This window comes from Kribbella yunnanensis (assembly GCF_039529655.1).
Taxonomy (GTDB): Bacteria; Actinomycetota; Actinomycetes; order Propionibacteriales; family Kribbellaceae; genus Kribbella; species Kribbella yunnanensis.
Map to the genome: position 1 here is coordinate 23,049 of NZ_BAAANF010000023.1, position 21,009 is coordinate 44,057.

The 21,009-nt window shown below is 67.2% G+C and carries 17 protein-coding genes; 13 read left to right on the forward strand and 4 right to left on the reverse strand.

All coding sequences use genetic code 11. The features are described 5' to 3' along the window. The first annotated feature begins 318 nt into the window (after positions 1 to 318). Complete coding sequence (locus ABD231_RS34490) at positions 319 to 2,871, forward strand: MXAN_6230/SCO0854 family RING domain-containing protein (protein ID WP_344161781.1); 2,553 nt, start codon at positions 319 to 321, stop codon at positions 2,869 to 2,871. Between the two features lie 105 nt (positions 2,872 to 2,976). Continuing rightward, positions 2,977 to 3,483 (forward strand): hypothetical protein, encoded by a 507-nt coding sequence (locus tag ABD231_RS34495; protein ID WP_344161784.1) that lies wholly within the window; start codon positions 2,977 to 2,979, stop codon positions 3,481 to 3,483. A gap of 162 nt (positions 3,484 to 3,645) precedes the next feature. On the opposite strand, the gene ABD231_RS34500 is transcribed toward ABD231_RS34495, so the two are convergent. Further along, a complete protein-coding gene (locus tag ABD231_RS34500) occupies positions 3,646 to 4,401 on the reverse strand; it encodes a FadR/GntR family transcriptional regulator (RefSeq protein WP_344161787.1) in 756 nt (251 codons plus the stop codon). 188 nt (positions 4,402 to 4,589) lie between these two features. On the opposite strand from ABD231_RS34500, the gene ABD231_RS34505 reads away from it, so the two are divergent. From ABD231_RS34505 to ABD231_RS34540, 8 genes are read left to right on the forward strand one after another with little or no spacing between them, the layout of a single operon-like run. After that, on the forward strand, positions 4,590 to 6,101 hold the full coding sequence (locus ABD231_RS34505) for an ABC transporter substrate-binding protein (RefSeq protein WP_344161790.1): 1,512 nt from the start codon (positions 4,590 to 4,592) through the stop codon (positions 6,099 to 6,101). A 4-nt stretch (positions 6,102 to 6,105) separates the two neighbouring features. Continuing rightward, positions 6,106 to 7,056 (forward strand): ABC transporter permease, encoded by a 951-nt coding sequence (locus tag ABD231_RS34510; protein ID WP_344161793.1) that lies wholly within the window; start codon positions 6,106 to 6,108, stop codon positions 7,054 to 7,056. Further along, entirely contained in the window at positions 7,053 to 7,871 is an 819-nt protein-coding gene (locus tag ABD231_RS34515) for an ABC transporter permease (protein ID WP_344161796.1), read from the forward strand. The genes ABD231_RS34510 and ABD231_RS34515 overlap by 4 nt, the downstream gene beginning before the upstream one ends. Beyond that, positions 7,868 to 8,872, forward strand: a complete 1,005-nt coding sequence (locus tag ABD231_RS34520; RefSeq protein ID WP_344161799.1) for an ABC transporter ATP-binding protein — start codon at positions 7,868 to 7,870, stop codon at positions 8,870 to 8,872. Before ABD231_RS34515 ends, ABD231_RS34520 begins: the two co-directional genes overlap by 4 nt. Continuing rightward, a complete protein-coding gene (locus ABD231_RS34525) occupies positions 8,865 to 9,725 on the forward strand; it encodes an ATP-binding cassette domain-containing protein (RefSeq protein ID WP_344161802.1) in 861 nt (286 codons plus the stop codon). The genes ABD231_RS34520 and ABD231_RS34525 overlap by 8 nt, the downstream gene beginning before the upstream one ends. Next, a complete protein-coding gene (locus tag ABD231_RS34530) occupies positions 9,722 to 11,155 on the forward strand; it encodes an aldehyde dehydrogenase family protein (protein WP_344161806.1) in 1,434 nt (477 codons plus the stop codon). The genes ABD231_RS34525 and ABD231_RS34530 overlap by 4 nt, the downstream gene beginning before the upstream one ends. A 15-nt stretch (positions 11,156 to 11,170) precedes the next feature. Next, entirely contained in the window at positions 11,171 to 11,929 is a 759-nt protein-coding gene (locus ABD231_RS34535; protein WP_344161809.1) for an SDR family NAD(P)-dependent oxidoreductase, read from the forward strand. Between the two features lie 50 nt (positions 11,930 to 11,979). Further along, positions 11,980 to 13,380, forward strand: a complete 1,401-nt coding sequence (locus ABD231_RS34540) for an amidase (RefSeq protein ID WP_344161812.1) — start codon at positions 11,980 to 11,982, stop codon at positions 13,378 to 13,380. Between the two features lie 87 nt (positions 13,381 to 13,467). On the opposite strand, the gene ABD231_RS34545 is transcribed toward ABD231_RS34540, so the two are convergent. Then, positions 13,468 to 14,349 (reverse strand): NAD(P)-dependent oxidoreductase, encoded by an 882-nt coding sequence (locus ABD231_RS34545; RefSeq protein WP_344161815.1) that lies wholly within the window; start codon positions 14,347 to 14,349, stop codon positions 13,468 to 13,470. A 110-nt stretch (positions 14,350 to 14,459) separates the two neighbouring features. Here ABD231_RS34545 and ABD231_RS34550 point away from each other — a divergent pair, with 110 nt between their 5' ends. After that, a complete protein-coding gene (locus ABD231_RS34550) occupies positions 14,460 to 14,840 on the forward strand; it encodes a winged helix-turn-helix transcriptional regulator (RefSeq protein WP_344161818.1) in 381 nt (126 codons plus the stop codon). A gap of 5 nt (positions 14,841 to 14,845) precedes the next feature. Beyond that, positions 14,846 to 16,714: a ligand-binding sensor domain-containing protein gene (locus tag ABD231_RS34555; protein WP_344161821.1), complete on the forward strand. Its 1,869-nt coding sequence runs from the start codon at positions 14,846 to 14,848 to the stop codon at positions 16,712 to 16,714. On the opposite strand, the gene ABD231_RS34560 is transcribed toward ABD231_RS34555, so the two are convergent. Beyond that, entirely contained in the window at positions 16,690 to 17,490 is an 801-nt protein-coding gene (locus ABD231_RS34560) for a L,D-transpeptidase (RefSeq protein WP_344161824.1), read from the reverse strand. The two genes, ABD231_RS34555 and ABD231_RS34560, sit on opposite strands and share 25 nt — an antisense overlap. 173 nt (positions 17,491 to 17,663) lie before the next feature. Here ABD231_RS34560 and ABD231_RS34565 point away from each other — a divergent pair, with 173 nt between their 5' ends. Then, entirely contained in the window at positions 17,664 to 20,591 is a 2,928-nt protein-coding gene (locus ABD231_RS34565; protein ID WP_344161827.1) for an AfsR/SARP family transcriptional regulator, read from the forward strand. 3 nt (positions 20,592 to 20,594) lie between these two features. Here the strand turns inward: ABD231_RS34565 and ABD231_RS34570 are convergent, their stop codons facing one another. Then, a complete protein-coding gene (locus ABD231_RS34570) occupies positions 20,595 to 21,008 on the reverse strand; it encodes a hypothetical protein (RefSeq protein ID WP_344161830.1) in 414 nt (137 codons plus the stop codon). Between the last annotated feature and the right edge of the window lies 1 nt (position 21,009).

The following is a 21,009-nucleotide window of genomic DNA, read 5'->3' on the forward strand; positions in this document are numbered from 1 at the left end:
GGGTGAATCAAGGGTTTGCTGGCGGCGCATCAGTGCCATCTTGCGGCCAAAACGGCTACCCGGTGGCGTCGGGTTTGATCAAAGGTTCTATATTTGTGAGTGTTCCGGTACCGGGGTCTGGGCGGGGCGGCCCCGACCCTGGTACCGGACTTCTCATGTCCGCGGCGGAACCGGCAAAAATTGTCGGTGGAGCCCGGTAGCGTTCTCAGTGCCAGGGGCGGCTCCTGGACGTGCTTCCTTCTCCTTCACCAGGCCAAGTAGCGCGTCCGCTCTCCGCCCCTGGCGCCCTCATCTATGACGCCTTGCGGGGAGGACGCGATGCAGGAGGCTGCGGCCGTGCTGTTGCGGCGCCGACGGCTGGTCGACGCGGTGGCTCTCACTCCACCCGTGCGCCGGTCGGCGTGGCAGTGGGTGCGGCGTCCGCTGACCATCCAGGCCGGCATGTCCGCGCTGCAGGCCGACCTGATCCAGCGCGGCTTCCTGCTCTCGGTCAGCCTGTACCGCCACTGCGCCGGCCTGTCAGCTCCCGCACTGGCCGGGCTGGGCAGTGCGCTGCTCGAGCTACTGGACGCCGAGTCGGGTCACGACACCGAGCACACCCCGCTGTTCCGCGGCTTCCCGGACACCGTCCCGGCCGACACCGACACGTTCTACATCAACCGCGTCTTCGCCCGGCTGCTCCAAGAGCCCCAGCAGCCCTGTGTGCTGTGTGGCGACACCAAGTCGGTGCATCCGGTCTCGCCCTGCGCGCATCTGGTCTGCCGCACGTGCTGGGACGGCGCAGACCTCAGCGCCTGCCCGCTGTGCCTACGCCGGATCGACCCGAGCGACCCGTTCCTGCAGCCGTCGTTCGACGGAGTGCCGCAAGGCCAGGTCCGCTCCGACCGGCTGCGCCTGCTCTCACTGGCCGGTCCGGACGCAGTCCGCACCACAGTCGAGTCCCTACTGGTACGGCGTACTCCGCCGGCGGCCGTGGATCGTGCCGACCTGCAGGTGCTGTTGCCGCTGACCGAGCTGTCCTGGCTGCCGGGTGAGATCCCGGTCCGCGAGACCCAGGCGGTGGTCATCGCACATTTCCTCGCTGACGAGCCCGAGGTGATCGACCGGGCCAGGACAGCGACCGACGTACTGCGACTGCTCTACACGCTGATGGACGCTGACCCCGGTCTGCGGACACCACCTGTTCGCCGTACGTCGCTGTCTCGCGCAACCCGGCGTCTGTTGCTGGCCCGCCTGGACCGGTTGCCGGCGGACACGCTGATCGAGGACATGCTGCGGCACGAGCGCGCGTGGAAGCGGATGGGTGAGGTGCTGCACCCGTTCGAGTTCGCGACCCGGCACCCGCGCGCAGCGCTCGCCTTCGCCGTACTGCGGCGGTCCGATGTCGAAACGCAGTCCGCGGCCGGTCAGGCGATCCTGAGCGAGGCGGCGGCGCATCCGTTCGTGCGGCTCGAGGAGGGACGGCTGATCATGCGCACCTTCGCGTCGCGGGTCGAGGGTGCGTTCGTGGACGGCCGTCCGGGGCTGGCGCTCGACCTGCTGCGGCAGCGGCCGGGGGAGTTGCTCCGCAGGCTGGTGCAGCTCGCCCGCGAGCTACCGGCCGACCAGCACGCCGATCTGGTCGGTGCGGTCGGCACTGCGGTCTCAGATGTGTCCCCGGCTGTGATCACGGCAGCACTCGGCCAGGTGCGGACGCCGCCGGGTGACCTGCGCCTGTTCTTCCCGCGCGGCGGCAACACGCGAGTGTGGACGACAGTCGACTCCCGGGAGCCGCTGCCATCCCAGCTCGCGGCCGCACTGTCCGGCGTACTGGTCGGAGAGATGTTGCGCCGGGCCAGCGACCTGCCGCGGTGGAAGCGGGCGTTCCTGGACGAGGACCTCGCCAGACTCGCTGCACCGGGCTCGGAGCGCGGCTCGTCGGCGTCATTGCGCCGCATGACGCGGGGGAGCGCCGTACCGATCCCGCCGCAGGACCTGCTGCGGCTGTTCCTGCACTGGGTCGAGCCGCGCGGACAACGAGTCGACCTGGATCTCTCGGTCGCAGTGTTCGGCGAAGAGTGGGACTTCGTCGGGCTGTGCGACTACACCCAGCTGCGCTTCGACCAGGAGGCGCTGGTGCACTCGGGCGATCTCACGTCCGCTCCCGGGCCTGGGGGCTCGAGTGAGTTCGTGGATCTCGACCTGCGCCAGCTGCGCCGAGCCGGCGGGCGCTACGTGCTGCCTGTCGTGTTCAGCTACAACAACGTCCCCTTCGACCAGTTGGAGCGTGGTTTCGTCGGAGTGATGCGGCAGCCGACCGGACTGTTCGATCCGGCCGCGGTCGAGGAGCGATTCGACCTGTCCGGCCCGGCTAAGATCCTGCTCCCGTTCGGCGTCGACCTGCACACCAAGGAGCTCCGCTGGTACGACATCAACCTCAGCGCTGCCGGCTACGGTCACAACATCGCGCGGTACGGCGGCCACCTCGCCCTGATGTCCGCTGCGCTGGAGGACGTGTACGGCTCGGGTGATCGCGTCAGTCTGTGGGAGGTCTGCTGCTGGCACGCAGCGGCCCGCGCCGACGAGATCGCCGTCCGCTGTGATGACGGATCGGTCGTCGGCTACCTGCGTGATCCGGCCGAGGACGTGACGTCGTTCGCCCGACGCCTGATCGCCAGACTCGAACCGGACCGCGTGTGGGACGAGGACGCGGCGTCCCGTGCCGATTTCGTCGGAGTGCTCCGCGGCGACCTCACCCCACGCGCCGGCACGCAGGTCTACGCGCTTCACCCGCACCTGCTCGACGCAACCACGCTCGCGCTCGTCGATGCGTCGTACCTGCTGAGTGCACTCGCACCGGACAGCCGGGCGCACGCACCGGTCAAGCTGTGAGAATCCTGAGAGCAGTTTGACAATTCCGTGACGCTGCCGCGCCAAAAGCTTTGGACTGGTCGGGGACAGGAGTACAACGGAAAGTGACTGCGAAGGGAGCCACGCATGACCTACGACGTGGTGGTGCTCATCGAGCGGGAGATGAGTGAGGGCGACGCGCGCCGCGTTGCCGCCCTGCACGCAAGGTACGAAGAAGCCGTCAACTACCACCTGCTCGTCTCCAGCCATCCGGAGCGCGGGTTCGGTGGACCGATGGCACTACTGGGTACGACGTTCGACGATGTGGCTGGTCTGAGCAGCCCACCGGGGAGCGCCCCGTCCGCAACATCCACAGCGACAGCACTTGCCGATCCAGATCTCGACATGGCTTCGGTCATCGAGCACAGCTCGCGTCAGCTCCGTCTTGCGAGTCGTTACCCGGTGCACGTCTCCATCACCCACGGCGAGGTATTGCTCGCCCTGAAGTCGCTGGTCATGCGCACCGGCGGCCAGGAGGTCGTGGTGGTCGCCTGGCCCGAGACCGCGGCCAGCTTCCTGTGCTCCGACTGGGCCGCCAAGGCCCGCAAACTGCTCAAGGTGCCCAGAGTCCGCATCCTCGAGCACGATAACTAAGTGGCCTGAGTCAGGACTTCGACGGCACCGGACGCGCCCAGGCACGCACCTCGCGGCGTTGGCGAAGCATCCACGATGAACACCGCATCGAGGACGCTTCGCCGCCTTGCGATGCACGCACCTGGACACCTCCGGCACTCGCCGAACTCCTGACTCAGGCCACTAGTCGGTGAGTGCCCGGAGTGCAGCACGTTCGTCTTCGGGCACATAGCCGGCGTAGTAGTCGTACATGTTCTGTCGGGCGATCCGTGCCGCGGCATGCCCGTCGCCGGAGCGGATCGCGTCGACCACCTCAGCGTGGTGCTGCAGGGACTCCAGCATCAGCGCCCGGCTGTTCGACGCATGCGCGATCTTGTCCGAGATCAGCGTCAGGACAACACCGCGGACGACCTCGTTGCAGGTCTCGATCAGTGAGTTGCGGGCGATCCGCGCGATCAGGTCGTGGAAGGTCAGGTCGGCCTCGCTGAACGCGGCGAAATCGACGTCGATCGCCGCGCGCATCGCGACCAGCGTGTCCTCGAGCTCGGCGAGCTGTTCCGCCGTCCGGAGCTTGCACGCGACCTGGATCGCGGCGCCGTCCATGATCATCCGGAACCCGATCAGCTCGGCCAGGGTCAGCTGATCCACTCGCGCCAGCCGATCCACCTGCTTGCGCAACGCGGTCGACGAGAACGGCAGGATCTCCGGCCCATTCGGATCCCCGGGCCGCGACCGTACGACGCCGTTGCTCTCCAGCACGCGCAACGCCTCCCGAACGGTCGACCGGCTGACCGCGAACTGGGCGACGAGCTCGCGCTCACTCGGCAGCCGCTGACCGGGCGCGAGATCGCCCCGGACGAGCGCTTCCTCGACCTGTTCGACGATCCGCTGGTACGCGCGGACGGGCTGGACCGGCTGGAACCGCGGTCCCTCAGCCATTCGGTCACCCCATTTGCCTTGACAGACCCCTGCGTAGCGACAAACCTAGTGGCCCAGTGACACCTAGTCCACTGGTCGGACCAGTCACAGCTGGACGGCGAACACCGCCGTACTGCGTGCCCGCTGCCGGCCGGAGTGGGCCGGGTCGGCAGAATGCGGCGAGAGTCCGGTGATCTGGAGGAGTTCGCGTGAAGTCGTACACCACCCGAGCGGTCGCGTTCGTCGCCTCCGCCGCCCTGCTCGCCCTCACTGCCTGTTCGGCGGGTTCGAGTACGTCGGGTGGTTCGTCCACCGGCGCTGATCAGTCGCTGTCGCTCGGCCTGGTCGCCGAGCCCGCCAGCCTCGACTTCACCACGACCGACGGTGCGGCGATTCCGCAGGTGTTGCTCGGCAACGTCTACGAGAGCCTGGTCAAGCAGGACGAGTCCGGCAAGATCGTGCCCTCGCTGGCCAAGTCGTGGACGGTGTCACCGGACCGCAAGATCTACACGTTCGATCTGGTCGACAACGCGAAGTTCACCAACGACAAGCCGTTCACGGCGGCCGATGCGGTCTTCAGCATCAACCGCGTGAAGACGGCCTGGACGACCTCGCTGAAGTCCGCGATGGACGTCGTTGCGGACGCCAAGGCGTTGTCGCCGACGCAGCTGCAGGTGACGCTGGCCAAGCCGAGCAACGGCTGGCTGTTCCGGATGACGACCCGGATCGGGGCGATGTTCTCCGAGACCGGGGTCGCTGCGCTGGCCACCGCGCCGATCGGCACCGGGCCGTACAAGTTCTCGAAGTGGAACCGCGGCGACTCGATCGTGCTGCAGCGCAACGACGGCTACTGGGGGACCAAGCCGCACTTCCAGCAGATCACGCTGAAGTACTTCAAGGACCCGACAGCGCTGAACAACGCGCTGCTGACCGGCACCATCAACGTGATCACGACGGTGCAGGCGCCGGAAGCGCTCACCCAGTTCACCAGCAACGCGAAGTACCAGGTGATCGAGGGAACCACGAACGGCGAGGTACTGCTGTCCTTCAACAACTCCAAGCCGGTCTTCCGCGACATCCGCACCCGCCAGGCGATCCGGCAGGCAATCGACCACAAGGCCTTGCTGGACACGTGTTTCGCCGGTCGAGGCAAGCTGATCGGCTCCATGGTTCCGCCGACCGACCCGTGGTACGAGGACCTCACCACTGTGGCGCCGTACGACGTGGCCAAGGCTAAGGCGCTGCTGCAGGCCTCTGGCGCGGCCGGCGCCACACTGCGGCTGCGACTGCCCACTCTGCCGTATGCGACCTCGTGTGGTCAGGTGGTGAAGAGTCAGCTGGAGCAGGTCGGGCTGAAGGTGCAGAGCGACCAGCTCGAGTTCCCGGCGGCATGGCTCACCACAGTCTTCAAGAGCGCCGACTACGACATGTCGATCATCGCGCACGTCGAGCCGCGTGACCTCGGTGCGGTGTTCAGCCCGACGTACTACACGCGCTACAACGACCCCCAGCTGCAGCAGTACCTGGCCGCGGCCGATGCAGGTGACGAGGCGGCGCAGCTCGACAACATGAAGAAGGCCGGCCGGCGGCTGTCCGAGCAGGCCGCGGGCGACTGGCTGTTCCTGCTGCCGAACCTGATCGTGGCAGACAAGAACCTGACCGGTCTGCCGCAGAACGCGATTACCGAGAACTTCGACCTGTCCCGCCTCGCCCGGTCGTGACACCGTGATTCTTCGCCTGATCGAGCGCACCGCTGTGCTCTTGGTCAGTCTTGGAGTCAGCTCGGTACTGGTGTTCGGATTCATGGCCGTGCTGCCCGGCGACCCGGCCCGGGTCGCACTCGGCGTCAACGCGTCCGACGAGGCAGTGGCCGAACTACGACGCCAGTTCGGCCTCGACCGTCCGCTACCGACCCAGTACGTCGATTGGCTCGGCGGACTGCTCCGTGGCGACCTCGGTACGTCGTACGTGTCGAAGGCGGAGATCGGACCGCAGGTGTTCGACCGGCTCCAGGTGACGCTGCTACTGGTCGTGGCCGGGATGCTCATCGCGCTGGTACTCGCCGTACCGGCCGGCACGGTGATGGCGGCACGGCACCGGCGACTGTCCGGGGTAGCGCTCTCTGCGCTCTCTCAGGTGGGAGTCGCCGTACCGGCCTTCCTGGCAGGCATTCTGCTGATCATGGTGTTCGCAGTGAAGCTCGGCTGGCTCCCGGCGAACGGATGGACCCCACCGGCTGAGGACCCGGTCCAGTTCCTGCGACAGCTCGTGCTGCCGGCGCTGTCGCTCGGGCTGGTCCAGGGCGCCGTACTGACTCGGTATGTGCGCAGTGCGGTGCTGGACGTGTTGCGGGAGGACTACCTGCGTACGGCGCGTGCGAAAGGGCTGCGGCCGTTTCCGGCGCTGTGGCGGCACGGTCTGCGCAATGCCGCCGTACCGGTGGTGACGGTGCTCGGTCTGCAGCTCGCAACGTTGCTGATCGGCGCTGTGGTCGTGGAACGCGTTTTCGTCATCCCTGGGCTTGGCAGCCTGCTACTGGATGGCGTGTCCCAGCGGGACCTGATCCTGGTGCAAGACGTAGTCATGGTGCTGGTCGTCGCCGTACTGCTGGTCAACTTCCTAGTCGACCTCCTGTACGTCGCTCTGGACCCGCGACTCCGGACGGGGGCGCGATGAGGCGGCTGAACCCGAGTCTGGTGGTCGGCGGCGTAATCGTCGCTGTCATCGTGCTGATGGCATTGCTGTCGTTCGTCTGGACGCCGTACGACGCGACGCTCGTGAACCCGTCTGGGCGATTGGCGTCGCCTTCGTGGGAGCACTGGTTCGGGACGGACAAGTTCGGGCGGGACGTGCTCAGCCAGATCATGGTGGGGTCGCGGACCACACTGTTCGTCGGAGTGGTCGCCGTGGGCGTGGCCGCTGTGATTGGCGTACCGCTCGGGGTGCTGGCCGCGATGACTCCGCGGTGGCCGAGTGAGCTGATCATGCGCACCAACGATCTGATGCTCGCGTTCCCGGCGCTGTTGCTGGCGATCATGTTCGGCGCGGTGTTCGGCGCAAGCACGCTGACCGCGATGGTTGCCATCGGCGTCGCTTCGGTGCCGAGCTTCGCGCGGGTGATCCGGAGCGGGGCCTTGCAGGTGATGCGAACCGAGTACGTGCTGGCCGCGCGTGCCGCCGGCCGGAAACCGCTCCCGATCGCTGCCCGGCATGTCCTGCCGAACGTGACGAGCCTGATCACCGTCCAGGCGTCGGTCTCGTTCGCGATCGCCGTTCTCGCCGAGGCAGCGCTCTCCTTCCTCGGCTATGGAACCCCGCCGCCCACGCCGTCTTGGGGTCGCATGCTTCAAGAGAGCCAGGAATTCCTGTTCAGCGCGCCGCGGCTGGCGGTCTTCCCCGGTATCGCCATCGCCGTGGCCGTCCTCGGCTTCAACCTGCTCGGCGACGGCCTTCGCGACCGCTTCGACCCTAAGTTAGAAGACCGCCGATGACCTCCTCCGACGTACTCAGTGTCCAGGGGCTCAACGTCTCCGTTGGCGACACCCAACTCGTGTCCGACGTCGACCTAACGGTCGGTCCGGGGGAGCGCGTCGGTCTGATCGGCGAGTCCGGCTCAGGTAAGTCGCTCACCGCTCTCAGCATCCTCGGCCTACTCCCGGACGACGTCGTCCCGTCCGGCTCGGTCCGCCTGACCGGCATTGGCCACGACCTGATCGGCGCCGACGAGAGAGCGCTATCTCGGATCCGCGGCCGCGATCTCGCCATGGTCTTCCAGGAACCCATGACCGCCCTCAACCCCACCATGCGCATCGGCGACCAGATCGCCGAGTCCATGCTGATCCACCACACCCAACCAACCCGAACCGCCGCCCGCACCGCAGCCGCCGCCCTCCTGGACCGCGTCCAACTCCCACCGGACTTGTTACGCGCCTACCCCCACCAACTCTCCGGCGGCCAACGCCAACGCATAGTCCTAGCCATAGCCCTCGCCAACGACCCAGCCCTGCTGATCTGCGACGAACCCACCACAGCCCTGGACGTCACAGTCCAAGCCCTGGTCCTGGACCTCATACTCCAAGGCGTGCTGGCAAGGTCATCAGCCCTCCTCTTCATCACCCACGACCTAGCCGTCGTAGCCACCATCTGCGAACGAGTCCTGGTCATGTACGGCGGCCGAGTCGTCGAATCCGGCCCCGTCCACCAAATCTTCACCACCCCCCGCCACCGCTACACCCAAGGCCTCCTAGCCGCCTCAAACCTCGACAACGTCCCCGCTTCCGGCAGCGCGGCTCCTCGCGCCGGCACCGGGTCCCGCCCACGCCTCACCACCATCCCCGGCACGGTTCCCGCGGCCGGCCACTTCCCGTCCGGCTGTGTGTTCCGCAACCGCTGCCCGCACGCGACCGATCGGTGCGCCACCACCCCCACCTGGTCCGGCACCTCTACCAGCGGCTACGCCTGCCACCACCCCGCCGGAGCCCCCCATGCCTGAGCAGCCCGAGCGCCCCACACCACCCGCCGCGGTCCAAGTGATCGATCTGGTCCGCGACTACCCCCGCCCCCGTACGTCGCTTCTGCGCCCCGCCCCCGTAGTACACGCTCTCCGCGGCGTCAGCCTGGAAGTCAAACAGGGTGAACGTTTCGGCATCGTCGGCGAATCCGGCTGCGGCAAGTCAACCCTGCTCCGCCTGATCGCCGCCCTCGACCACCCGACCTCCGGCCAGATACTTGTCGAAGGCAACGACATCACCAACCTCCCCGAACGCCGCCTGAGCTTCCTCCGCGAGAACCTCCAGCTCGTCTTCCAGGACCCGATGAGCTCACTCGACCCCCGCATGCGCGTCCGCGACATCATCGCCGAACCCCTCGTCGTACAAGGCCATCCCGCCTCCGGAGAGCGCGTTCGTGAGTTGCTGGACGCCGTCGGACTCTCAGCAGACGCAGGCGATCGCTACCCGCACCAGTTCTCCGGCGGCCAACGCCAACGCATCTCCATCGCCCGCGCCCTGGCCCCGCGCCCCCGCATCCTGATCGCCGACGAACCAGTGAGCGCTCTCGACGTCTCCGTCCGCGCCCAGGTCCTGAACCTGATCTCCGACCTGGTCGACGAACTAGACCTCACCCTGATCTTCGTCTCCCACGACCTCTCCGTCGTCAAGCACGTCTGCGACCGCGTCGCCGTCATGAACGCCGGCCAGATCGTCGAAACCGGCCCCACCACCGACGTGTACGCCGCTCCTCAGCACCCCTACACACAACGCCTGGTCTCCGCGATCCCGACCCTGGAAAGAGCGCTCTCCGGCGCCACCACCGCAGACCTGCTAGCGAAGGGAGAAACCGCGTGAAGTTCCCATCCGGCCTGCCGATCGGCGAATCCTGGGTCGAGGCACCCGCAACCGCCCCGGTGGTCTTCCCGTACGACGGTTCCACGATCACCGAGGCCCCAGTCGGCAACACCGCGCTCGCCCGCCAGGCTCTCGACCACGCGATCGCCGTCAAGGACAAGGTCGGCCGCCTCCCGTCATATGTACGCCGAAACGTCTTACAGGCAACGCATTCCGCAGTCCGAGCCGAACGTGATGCCTTCGTCGACCTTCTCGTCCTGGAAACCGGCAAGCCGCTGATCGACTGCCGAGTGGAGATCGATCGAACCCTGCTCACCCTGGTGACCGCAGCCGAAGAGGTCGCCCGCCTGCACGGCGAGACCGTCCCGCTGGACCTCCTGCCGAGCGGCGAGGGCCTACGCGGCTTCTGGGTCCGCAAGCCGATCGGTGTCGTCGTCGGCATCACCGGCTTCAACTACCCGCTCCTCCTCGCCGCCCACAAGATCGCTCCAGCCTTCGCCGCCGGCTGCCCGATCATCGTGAAGCCGGCACCGCAGACCCCGCTCGCAACTCTCTGGCTCGTGCACCTGATGCGTTCTGCGCTTCTCGAAGCCGGAGCACCAGAGAGCGCTCTCCAGTTACTCACCGGCGGACCCGACGTCGGCGCGACCCTCACCACCGACAGCCGGATCGGAGCCGTCTCGTTCACCGGCTCCGCAGCCGTCGGTCACCAGATCGCCCGCGACGCCGCACCCACCAAGGTCCTCCTCGAACTAGGTTCGAACTCAGCCCTGGTAGTCGCCGAGGATGCCGACCTGGACGCAGCCGCCGACGCCATCATTCGCGGCGGCTACTACGCCTCAGGCCAAGCCTGCATCTCGGTCCAGCGAGTGCTCGCGGTGGAGTCGATTCGCCAACCCCTGCTGGAGAAACTCGGCGCCCGCCTACCCACCGTCGTCGTCGGCGACCCCAGAGACCCCGCGACGCAGGTCTCCGCTCTCATCGACCCGCGCTCGACCGCCCGGGTCCGCGAATGGGTCGAGGACGCGGTCCACGCCGGCGCCACCATCGCCTACGCCGCCGAGGGCGACATCCTCGGTCCGATCGTGTTGACCGACGTACCGTCCGGACAACCGGCGTGGGATGAAGAGATCTTCGGCCCGGTGATCGCGGTGCGCTCCGTTCCCGACCTAGAGAGCGCTTTCTCCGTCGTCAACGCATCCCGCTACGGCCTGCACGCCAGCGTCTTCACCGCCTCACTCGACACCGCGTTCACGGCGATCGACCAACTCGACGTCGGGGGAGTGGTCATCAACGAAGTCCCAGGCTTCCGCTCCGACGTGATGCCGTACGGCGGCGTCAAGGACTCCGGCATCGGCCGCGAGGGCCCCCGCTTCGCGATCGAGGAACTGACCACGACCCGGATGGCGATCATCCGTCCCCGTCCCTGAGAGGTGAACCCAGCTGTGACGGACTACGCGAACCTCTTCCGCCTCGACGGCAAGCACGCCCTGGTCATCGGCGCCGGCAGCGGCATCGGCCGAGAAAGCGCTCTCGCCCTAGCTGCCCACGGCGCCCAGGTGACCTGCGCCGACCGCGATCTCGCTGCCGCCCAAGCCACCGCCACGGGAACGGCGTACGAGCTCGACATCCTCGACGACGACGCGATCACCCGAGCCGTCACCGAACTCGACCCCGTCGATGTCCTGGTCTTCACCGCCGCCACGAACGTACGCAAGCGGATCCTCGACTACACCAGCGACGAATTCGACCGCGTAGTCTCGCTCAACCTCCGGGCGTCCTTCCAGCTGATCCGTGCCTTCGGCAAGGACATGGCCCAGCGGGGGAGCGGCAGCATCATCGGCTTCAGCTCCATCCGCGGTACGACGGTCGAGCCCGGCCAATCCGTCTACGCAGCCACCAAAGCCGGTCTCGTCCAACTCCTCCGAACCGCGGCCGCAGAACTCGGCCCCTCCGGCGTCCGCGCCAACGCAATCGCCCCTGGCGTCGTAGAAACCCCCCTCACCGCACAAATCAAGGCAGATCCAGCCTGGTACGACGCCTACGCCCAGAAGGGAGCGCTCTCCCGCTGGGCCCAACCAAGCGAACTCGCCGGCGCAGTCGTCTACCTAGCGTCCGATGCGGCCAGCTTCGTCACCGGCAGCGTCCTAGCCGTCGACGGCGGCTGGACCGCGGTAGACGGCCGCTTCGATCCACCAACCTAATCCCAGCCGAACAACCTGATTCCTGTGCAGTTGATTTCTGAGGAGCGTGGATGAGTCTGGCCGACCTGACTGCGACCGAGCTACTTGCGCTCTACCGAGAGCGCTCTCTGTCGCCCGTCGAGGTACTCGAGGATGTACTCACCCGCGTCGACCACCTCGAGCCACACCTCTGCGCCACCTACGCCCTCGACCCCGACGGCGCCCGCACCGCGGCCCGCGAATCCGAGGCCCGTTGGCGCGACAACACCGCCGGCCCACTGGACGGCGTACCAGTCACCGTCAAAGAGAACATCGCCACCCGCGGAACCCCAGTCCCACAAGGGACAGCGGCCACCGAACTCGTCCCCGCCACCGAAGACGCACCAGCAGCCGCGCGCCTCCGCGCCGCCGGTGCCGTCATCTTCAGCAAGACGACAATGCCGGAGTACGGCATGCTGTCGTCAGGCGTCTCGACCTTCCATCCCCTGACCCGCAACCCCTGGGACACCTCAAGAACGGCCGGTGGTTCAAGCGCCGGCGCCGCAGCCGCGGCCGTAGCCGGGTACGGTCCAATCCACATCGGCACCGACATCGGCGGCTCGATTCGACTCCCAGCGGGTTGGTGCGGTCTCGTCGGCCTCAAGCCCACCCACGGCCGCATCGCCGTCGGGAACCCCTACCCAGGCAGGGCAATCGGCCCCCTCACCCGAACCGCAGCCGACGCAGCCCTGGCCCTCTCAGTCATGTCCGGCTACGACCCCCGCGACCACACCTCCTACCCGCCCCCACCCGACAACGCGCCCGAGAACGCGGCAAGATCACCAGAGAGCGCTCCCCGCCCCGGCCTCCGCGTCGCTCTCCTCCTGGACGCCGGCCTCGGCCTCCCGATAGACCCCGAGATCACCGCAGCCGTCGTCGCAGTAGCAGCCGTTCTCGAAAAAGCCGGCGCCATCATCGAACCGATCGAACCGATCATCACCCGCGAGATGCTCGACGGCCTCGACCGTTTCTGGCGGATCCGGTCCGCGACCGACATCGACGCCCTCCCCGAAGAACGCCGAGCCAAAGTGCTCCCGCAGATCCGCGACTGGGTCTCCACCGCCGGCGAACTGACCGGCTCCGACGTCTTCCACGGCTACAGCCAAATGGGCGCGATGGCCGCCGCAGTCACCGCGGTCTTCAGGTCGTACGACGTGATCCTGTCCCCGGTCGCCCCGATCACCGCGTTCCCCGCCGAGCTCGCTTATCCCACCGACGACCCGGCCAAGCCCTTCGAGCACATCGCCTTCACCGTTCCCTACAACATGTCCGCCCACCCAGCGACCACCCTGAACGCAGGCTGGTCCACGACCGGACTCCCCATCGGCGCCCAGATCGCCGTACCGCACCACCAGGACATGACCGCTCTCGCCCTCGCGGGCTACATAGATAGCGCTCTCTCACATCACCGCCCTTGGCCGACCCAGCTCTGACGCTGGGCGGCCGGGGGAGACAGCCATCGCTCTACCGCTGCCGATCGCTCCGGAGGACACGGGAACGCAGGACAGCGGCATCAGGAGTCAGCGAGGACTACGGATTCCGTCGATGATCCGGGTCCAGTTGTCGCCACCGTCGCCGTCCTCGATCGCGCGACGGTAATGCGCCGCGACCGCCCGCGGCAGCCCGAGGTCGATCCCAGCCGCCTCGCTCGCTCCAACAATGTGATCGGCAGTCGCACCCATCATCGTGATCGTGCTCAAGTCCCCAGGATGCTTACCGGCATCGATATCCGCCCCGGGATTCTCAGCACCAGCGTCCAGCATCTCCGGGATACCGCGCACCGTCTGAAGCAGCTCCGGCAAGGCCTCGGCCGCGGAAACCCCCGCCGTACCGAGCAGTGCCGTCGCGTGCATCAACGAAGAAAGCGTCGTCAGGAACACATCGAGCTGAGCCTGGTACATCAGCTGAGCCAAACCCGGATCCTCGCCCAGGTACCGCGGCGCACCGATCTGAGAGAGCGCGATCTCGTGTAGCTCAAGAACTGCCTTCGGGCCGCTGAAGTAGACGTACGCCTGATCGGTCCCGACCATCGGCGCGGGGATCATGACTCCACCGGTCAAGAACGTCGCGCCGTGCGAGGCCGCCCACGCAGCCGCCGACCGCGTGCGGTCAGGAGTATCTGAGCTGAGGTTGACCACAGTGCGCCCGGCCAGCGAACCAGCGGCAGATTCCAGTACGTCGTACATGGCCTGGTAGTCAGTCAGGCTCAAGATCACGAGCTCACTCGCCTCGACGGCCTGGAGAGCGCTCTCTGCGAGTACGGCGCCGTCGGCCACGACTCCGGCGGCTCGGGAAGGGGTCCGGTTCCAGACGGTCACCGGGTGTCCGGCCGCGAGCAGCGTGCGGACCATCGCCTGTCCCATCGGCCCCAGGCCGATGAGTGTGACGGGAGTGCGGGGCATGAGACTCCTTGGTTGTTTGAGGTTCACCTCCATGCTTGACTGTCACTTAAGAACGCGGAAGTACGCACTAATTACTGCGGTACTTACTTTTTGGTTAGTGGGGGGTTCGCATGGTGAGGTCAGCGCGGCAAGGCCCGTACATCTGCGGTATCGACGCCGCGATGGATGTCGTGAGCGGCAAGTGGAAGGGCCTGATCCTCTGGGAGCTCGACGAGCACGGCATCCGCCGGTTCGCCGAACTGCGTCGCGGACTCCCCGGAGTGAGCGAGAAGATGCTCACCCAGCATCTGCGCGAGATGGAGCAGGACGGTCTCGTCGTGCGCACCGTGTACGCCGAGGTCCCGCCACGCGTGGAGTATTCGCTGACCGACGACGGGCGCTCGCTCAACGCCGCCCTCACCCCACTCGGCGCGTGGGGCTCATCGCGGATCCGCAGCCAGCACATCCAAATGGTCGACCACCAGGACGCCGCAGCAATGCCCCGCCCCTGACGCGGATGGATCTCTATCGTTTCGAGCCGGCCAGCCGACTCATCACGCCGCTCGGCCCAGCCGTCACCGGTACGCCGCTCGCCGGTGCAACGAATGGCGGTCCCGCTCGGGGATACGTGGTCAGCCGCGGTCTCGCACCGTGCACTGTCGCGGAGATCGAGCTGCAGGAAGGCCACCGGGTACGACGACGTGTGCGCTTGCCGAACGGTCACGGCGGCTGGGGAATCGCCACCTCCGACGCGGCGGTGTTCGTCGGCACCTATCCGACCGCGAACGTGCATCGCTGGGATGTTCGCTCCGGCGCTGTCTCCACCTTCGGCCGACTCGGCGAGGAGGAGTTCGTCTTCGCTCTGACTGTCGGTCCCGGCGACCGGCTCTACGCCGGAACCTATCCCGGTGGCAAGGTGTACGAGCTCGACGACGCCACTGGGATGATCCGCGACCTGGGCTCTCCTTTGCCGTCAGCAACCTATGTCCGCGCTCTCGCGGCCGATCCGGAGCAGCTCCACATAGGGACCGGCTGCCCGGCACGCCTTCTGACACTCAACCCAGCAACGGGTGAGACGCACCAACTACCCATCCCCGAACTGGCGCGCGAAGACTTTGTCTACTCCCTCGCAGTAACCCGCGACTTCGTTGCCGTCGGCACCGAGCCGGGCGGCTTGCTGATAGTCCTCGACCGCCGGACGCCCGGCAGCTACGACGTGATCGAAACGGACGAACGAACCATCGACGCGATCGCCATCGATGGTCAAGTGCTGTGGTGCACCGGCAGACCGAGCGGTTCCCTCTTCCGCTACGACATCGCAACCGGCCAACTCGATCGAGTCTGTACGCCGCTTCCCGGCCAAGAGACCCGGAGTCTCGCGGCCAGCCCCGACGGCGTATCCGGAATCTCCGGCGGCGGGCAATCCTGGCGCTGGTCACGCGAAAGCACGACCGTCGTCGACCTCGGCCAGCAAGGTCTCCCCGCCCACGTCGAGCCCCCGCAATCCGTGTGCACGCTGCAGGACGACGTACTGGTGGGCGGCAACTTCGGGCTCTGCGTCCATCGGCCGGCCGAGCAGACCATGCGCCGGTACGTCGTGGATGGCGAACCCAAGGCGATGGTGTCGACCGGCGACGCCGCCTACCTCGCGCTGTACCCCGGCGCCGGAATCTGCCGCTACGACCGCGAGACGCAGAAGGTCACTCCCATCGGAAAGATCGGCGGCCTGTCGAACCGCCCTCACGACATCGCCTGGTCACCGGACGAAGACCTCATCCTGGTCGTCACCCGAAACCAATACGGCCATCGCGGCGGCGCACTCGCCGTCCTCACGCCGGCAACAGGCACGATCGACCGGTACGACGATCTCGTCGGAGAAAGCGCTCTCTCCTCTCTCGCACTCCGTTCCCGCGGCCCAGAATCCACGACCGTGATCATCGGCAGCGAGACGATCGCCGACGGGCTGCCTGCGCAGAGCGGGAACGCGGTGATCGCCGGATTCGACCTGATCGACCGAAAGCTCCTGTGGACCTGGCAGCCGCTCGACGAAGTCACGCAGTACACGAGTCTCGCCTGGCACCAAGACCTCCTGTACGGCGTCACCCGCGACGGCCGCCTGTTCGCAGCCAGACCCGACACCCAGCAACTCGTCGCACTCGGCCACGTCGGCGGATCCGAACCGGGCCGACTGGTATCGGTCGACGATCGGCTCTACCTCGCGACCGAAGACGCAGTCCTGCAAGTCGAAGCGGACCTATCGACCTCAGCGATCCTGACCGGCCTGGCCAGTGAGTGGCACAACGCACCACAACTCGCCGCAGACTCGACCACCGGAGCGCTTTACGTCTGCGGCAGTGCGGGTCAACTCCAGACGAACTTGCCGTAGACCGACACCGTCGTACCGATCGGGGTCTCGTCGAAGATCTGGTGGATCGCCGGCCGCAGCACGCGCACACAACGGTGGCTGGCCGGGTACGGCTTGATCAGCGAGTTCACGCGAGATCCGTGGAGAGCGATCCCCGGGCGATCTTTGAGGAAGTACAGCGAGTCGTACATGTACGCGTCGTCGTACAGGCTGCTCTCATGCGCACCGGCCCACTTGCGCCACACCTTGCCAGTGCGGTTCGGGGTGTCGTAGCCGGGAGCGCCGGTCGAGATCCAGACGATCCGCTTGTACTGCTTGCCGACGATTTGGTACATGATCTGGCAGGTCTTGTTGACGTAGATGCCGTCCGCGCGGCTCGGCGTCGGCTTCGCGGTCGCGTTGATCACCGAGTAGGCGTCGTCCAGCGTCAGACCCTTGCGGCTGATCGGCAGGCCCTGCGTCTCACGCCAGGCACACAACGCCTGCCGGGCCCGTACGGTGATCTTGCCGTCGGCATCGCCGACCGGGTAGCCGAGCTTCTCCAGCTTCTGCTCCACCTTCAACGCGTAGTACTGCGCGTTGTGCGGATTCTTCGGCTTCGTCGTGGGCTTCACCGTCGGCTTGACCGTGGGCTTCGCGGACGGAGTCGGCGTGGTGCTCGGGGGACTGGTCGTCGTACCGCCGGCTTTGGGAGTTGGCATGGTCGCCTGCGTCTCGCTGGCAGCCACATCGGCGCACCCGGCCAGAACGAACGACAGCACGACGGCACCAGCCACTAGACCATGTCGACGAGACATGATTCCCCTCTCCCTCGAGCACCTTCAAGAGTTGCAGAACCACGCCGAGTGAGCGCGCAGCGACCCGCCGAGATTAGTCGGCCGGGGAGGCATCGTCGTGTGAATGCGCTCTCCCGTCACCGAACCGTTGTCAAGGCAGCCATCGCGAGCCCTCGCCCTGCCAGACTGGGCCGATGGAGTTCCGCATCCTCGGCCCGCTCGAGATCGTCGTCGACGGACGTGCGATTCCCGCGCTGGCGCCGCGCCTGCAGACCCTGCTCGCGACCCTTCTCCTGCGCCCGCACCGCGTCGTCTCCGTCGACGAACTGATCGACCGCCTCTGGCCTGAGGAGACCCAGCCCGCGAATCCCAAAGCCTCACTGCACACCTATGTACGGCGCCTCCGCGAGATCGTCGGTGCCGACGTTCTCCGGACTCGCGGTCAGGGTTATCTGCTGGCCGCTGAGCCCTGCGATCTCGCGCTCTTCCGCTCTGCCGTTTCCGAGGCCGCAGCTGATCCCGCGCGCCAGATCGAGCATCTGCAAAGAGCTCTTGAGCAATGGCGCGGGAGAGCGCTCTCTGTCGATCCGCATGTTGCTGTGGGGCTGAACGAAGAACGATTGGCCGCGACCGAGCAGTACTACGACGCTCGGCTGGCTCGTGGCGATCACGCCGACGTACTGCCGGATCTCCAGACCCTCGCCGCTCAAGAACCGCTACGCGAACGCCTCGGCGGTCAGCTGATGACCGCGCTCTATCGCTGCGGACGGCAGGTCGAGGCCCTCTCGGCGTACGACGCGATCGCCGCTCGGCTCGCGGACGAGTTCGGCCTCGACCCCGGCGACGAACTCCGCCAGCTCCGGCAGGCGATCCTGACATCCTCCTTGACAACGGCCGCGACTCCCGACGACTGGCATCCGCAGAACCAGCTCCCGCTCGACGTCCGTCAGCTGATCGGCCGGGACGACCTGGTGGCCGAGGTGTCGAAGCTGGTCTGCACGACCGACGGCGTACCGGTCGTGGTGCTGTCCGGCGCCCCGGGAGTCGGAAAGAGCGCTCTCTGCGTTCGCGCCGCGCATCAGCTGGTCGAGCAATTCCCCGACGGTCAATGGTTCGTGCGGCTGCGAGGAGCGTCAGGTCAGCCGCGGCGCCCGGGCGACGTACTGGCCGAGCTCCTGCGTTCGTCGGGCGTCGAGCCCTCCGTGATCCCCGACGATCTCGACGACCGGGCCGCGATGTTCCGTGCGCGGCTGGCGGATCGCAGCGTTCTCCTGGTACTCGATGACGCGCGAGACGCGGCTCAGGTCCGTCCGCTGCTGCCCGGTCGCGCCGGGAGCGCCGTTCTCGTGACAAGCCGGAGCGCCCTCGGTGGCCTGATCGCGCTCGACGGAGCAATCGGTCTGCGCGTCTCGACGCTGACCGACGACGACAGCGCAGTACTGATCCGATTGTTGCTCGATGCACCTGATGACGCCGCAGTCCGTTCGCTGGTTGCGGCCTGCTCCGGCCTACCGCTGGCGCTGCGGATCGCCGGCGCGAACGCCGCCCGCGGTTCAGTCGCCGAGTACGTCGCCCGAATGCGAACCGCCGGCGCCCTGCCGACACTGACCATCGACGACGAAGTCGCAGTCAGCGCTGCCTTCCAGACGTCGTACGAACTCCTAGAACCCTCGGTCCAGCGCGGCTTCCGCCTGCTCGCCCAGTTCCCCGGCGCCGAATTCGACCGCGATGCGGCGGCAGCATTGGTCGGCGCCGACCACCAACACGTCGTCACCAGCCTCGAGGCCGCCAGCTTCCTGGAGCCCGTCGGCGACGGCCGCTACCTGATGCACGACCTAGTCAGGGAGTACGCCGGCCTGCTCGCCCCACCCGACCTCAACGCCTGGAACACCTTGTGCAGCTGGTATGTGCGCACGGCAGACGCCGCGATCAGCCACTTGTTCCCAACCGCAGTCCGACTGCCCATCCCGCCGTACTACCCCGTCGCCACCGACGACTCAGAGAGCTGGCTGGAGGGGGAGCTCGCCAACGTTGAGGCGATCGCCACCGAGGCGCTCCGGATCGGGCCGCCCGAGATCGTCTGGCTGCTGGCGGACATCGTGCGCCCCTACCTGTACGAACACAGCCTGATCAGCCTGTGGCGCAACCTCGTCGAACTAGGCTCAGCCGCCGGGCCCGACACCCGCGGCCGCGGCGCGATCGAGCACGCGCGCGGCGTGCTCGCGCGGATCACCGGCGACGCGGTGAGCGCCACAGAACACAGCGCACGAGCCATCGACCTGTACCGAGAGAGCGGTTTCGCACTCGGCGAAGCCGCGCTGCTCTGCAATCTCGGCGTCGCCTACAACGACCGCGGCCAGCTACGGAAGTCGTCGGAGCTGCTCGCCGCGGGGATCGCTCTCTTCCGTTCTCTCGGCGAGCCCTCGCGGTTGCCCGTCGCCTTGCTGAACCAGTCGCTGAACTACCTGCACCTCGGCCGGTTCCACGAATCCATCGACTGCGCGACGGAATGCCTCGACCTGTCCAACGGGAGCAGCTGGATCGCCCGAGTCAACCGGGCGGCGGCGTACACCGACCTGGGGGAGTACGCGAAGGCCGAGGCCGACCTAGCCCTGATCCCGGGAGAAAACCGCCTCGACGTGATCGGCTGGCGGTTGTCACTGGCCGAACTCGACCGCAACCGACAGGACTACCCAGCCGCCCTCGCACACGCCGCCGAGGCGCTCGAGAGCAGCCTCGAGATCACCTCGCGCTACCACGAATGCTTCAGCCGACTCGTGATCGGCGAAATCCACGTCTCGGCAAGCGACATCCCGTCCGCTCGCTCGTCCTTCGACCAGGCCGAAGCGCTGGCCCACCAGGGCGGCTTCGGCACGATGCTGGCCGAGGCCCACAGCTGGCAGGCGTGCTGCATCTTCCGCGCGGGAGACCCAGAGAGCGCTCTCGTACTAGCGCTCACCGCCCTGACCGAACTCCAAGCCGTCGAATACGGCGTCGGCCAGTACCACGTCAACGCCCTGATCGCCGACTGCTACCGCACCCTCGGCAACCCCGAACGGGCCGCCGTACACCAGGCTGCCGCCGACGACTTCCGACAGCAGAGCGGCTACATCCCGGTCTAACCGTCAGAGACCGAGGTCCCGCAGAAACTCCGGCTTGTACGCTTGCAGCACGACGTACCGCGGATCCGGCACCTCCATACCAGCGTTCTTCGCCTCGTCACTGGCCTCGTCATGCGCCCCCACCGGCACACTGGGATCCGTCCACTCCTGCTCGGCCGCGTTCCACCGAGTCACCGTGTACTCAGCCGTCAGGTTGTCATCGGCAACAAGCTCCTTGACGGTCCGCTCGGCCTCCTGAGCATCCTCCAGAGTCTGCGTGTACAGCAGCATCCGGTTCCCGTCCCGCGTCACCGTCACCAGACTCCCGAGCCGCTTCCGCGCATCGTCATCCAGATCCAGCGCCCGCAACCGATCCCAGAACGTCAACCCGTGCTCGTCACTCCCCAGCACGACCTCAACCCGAAACTCATCCGCCATG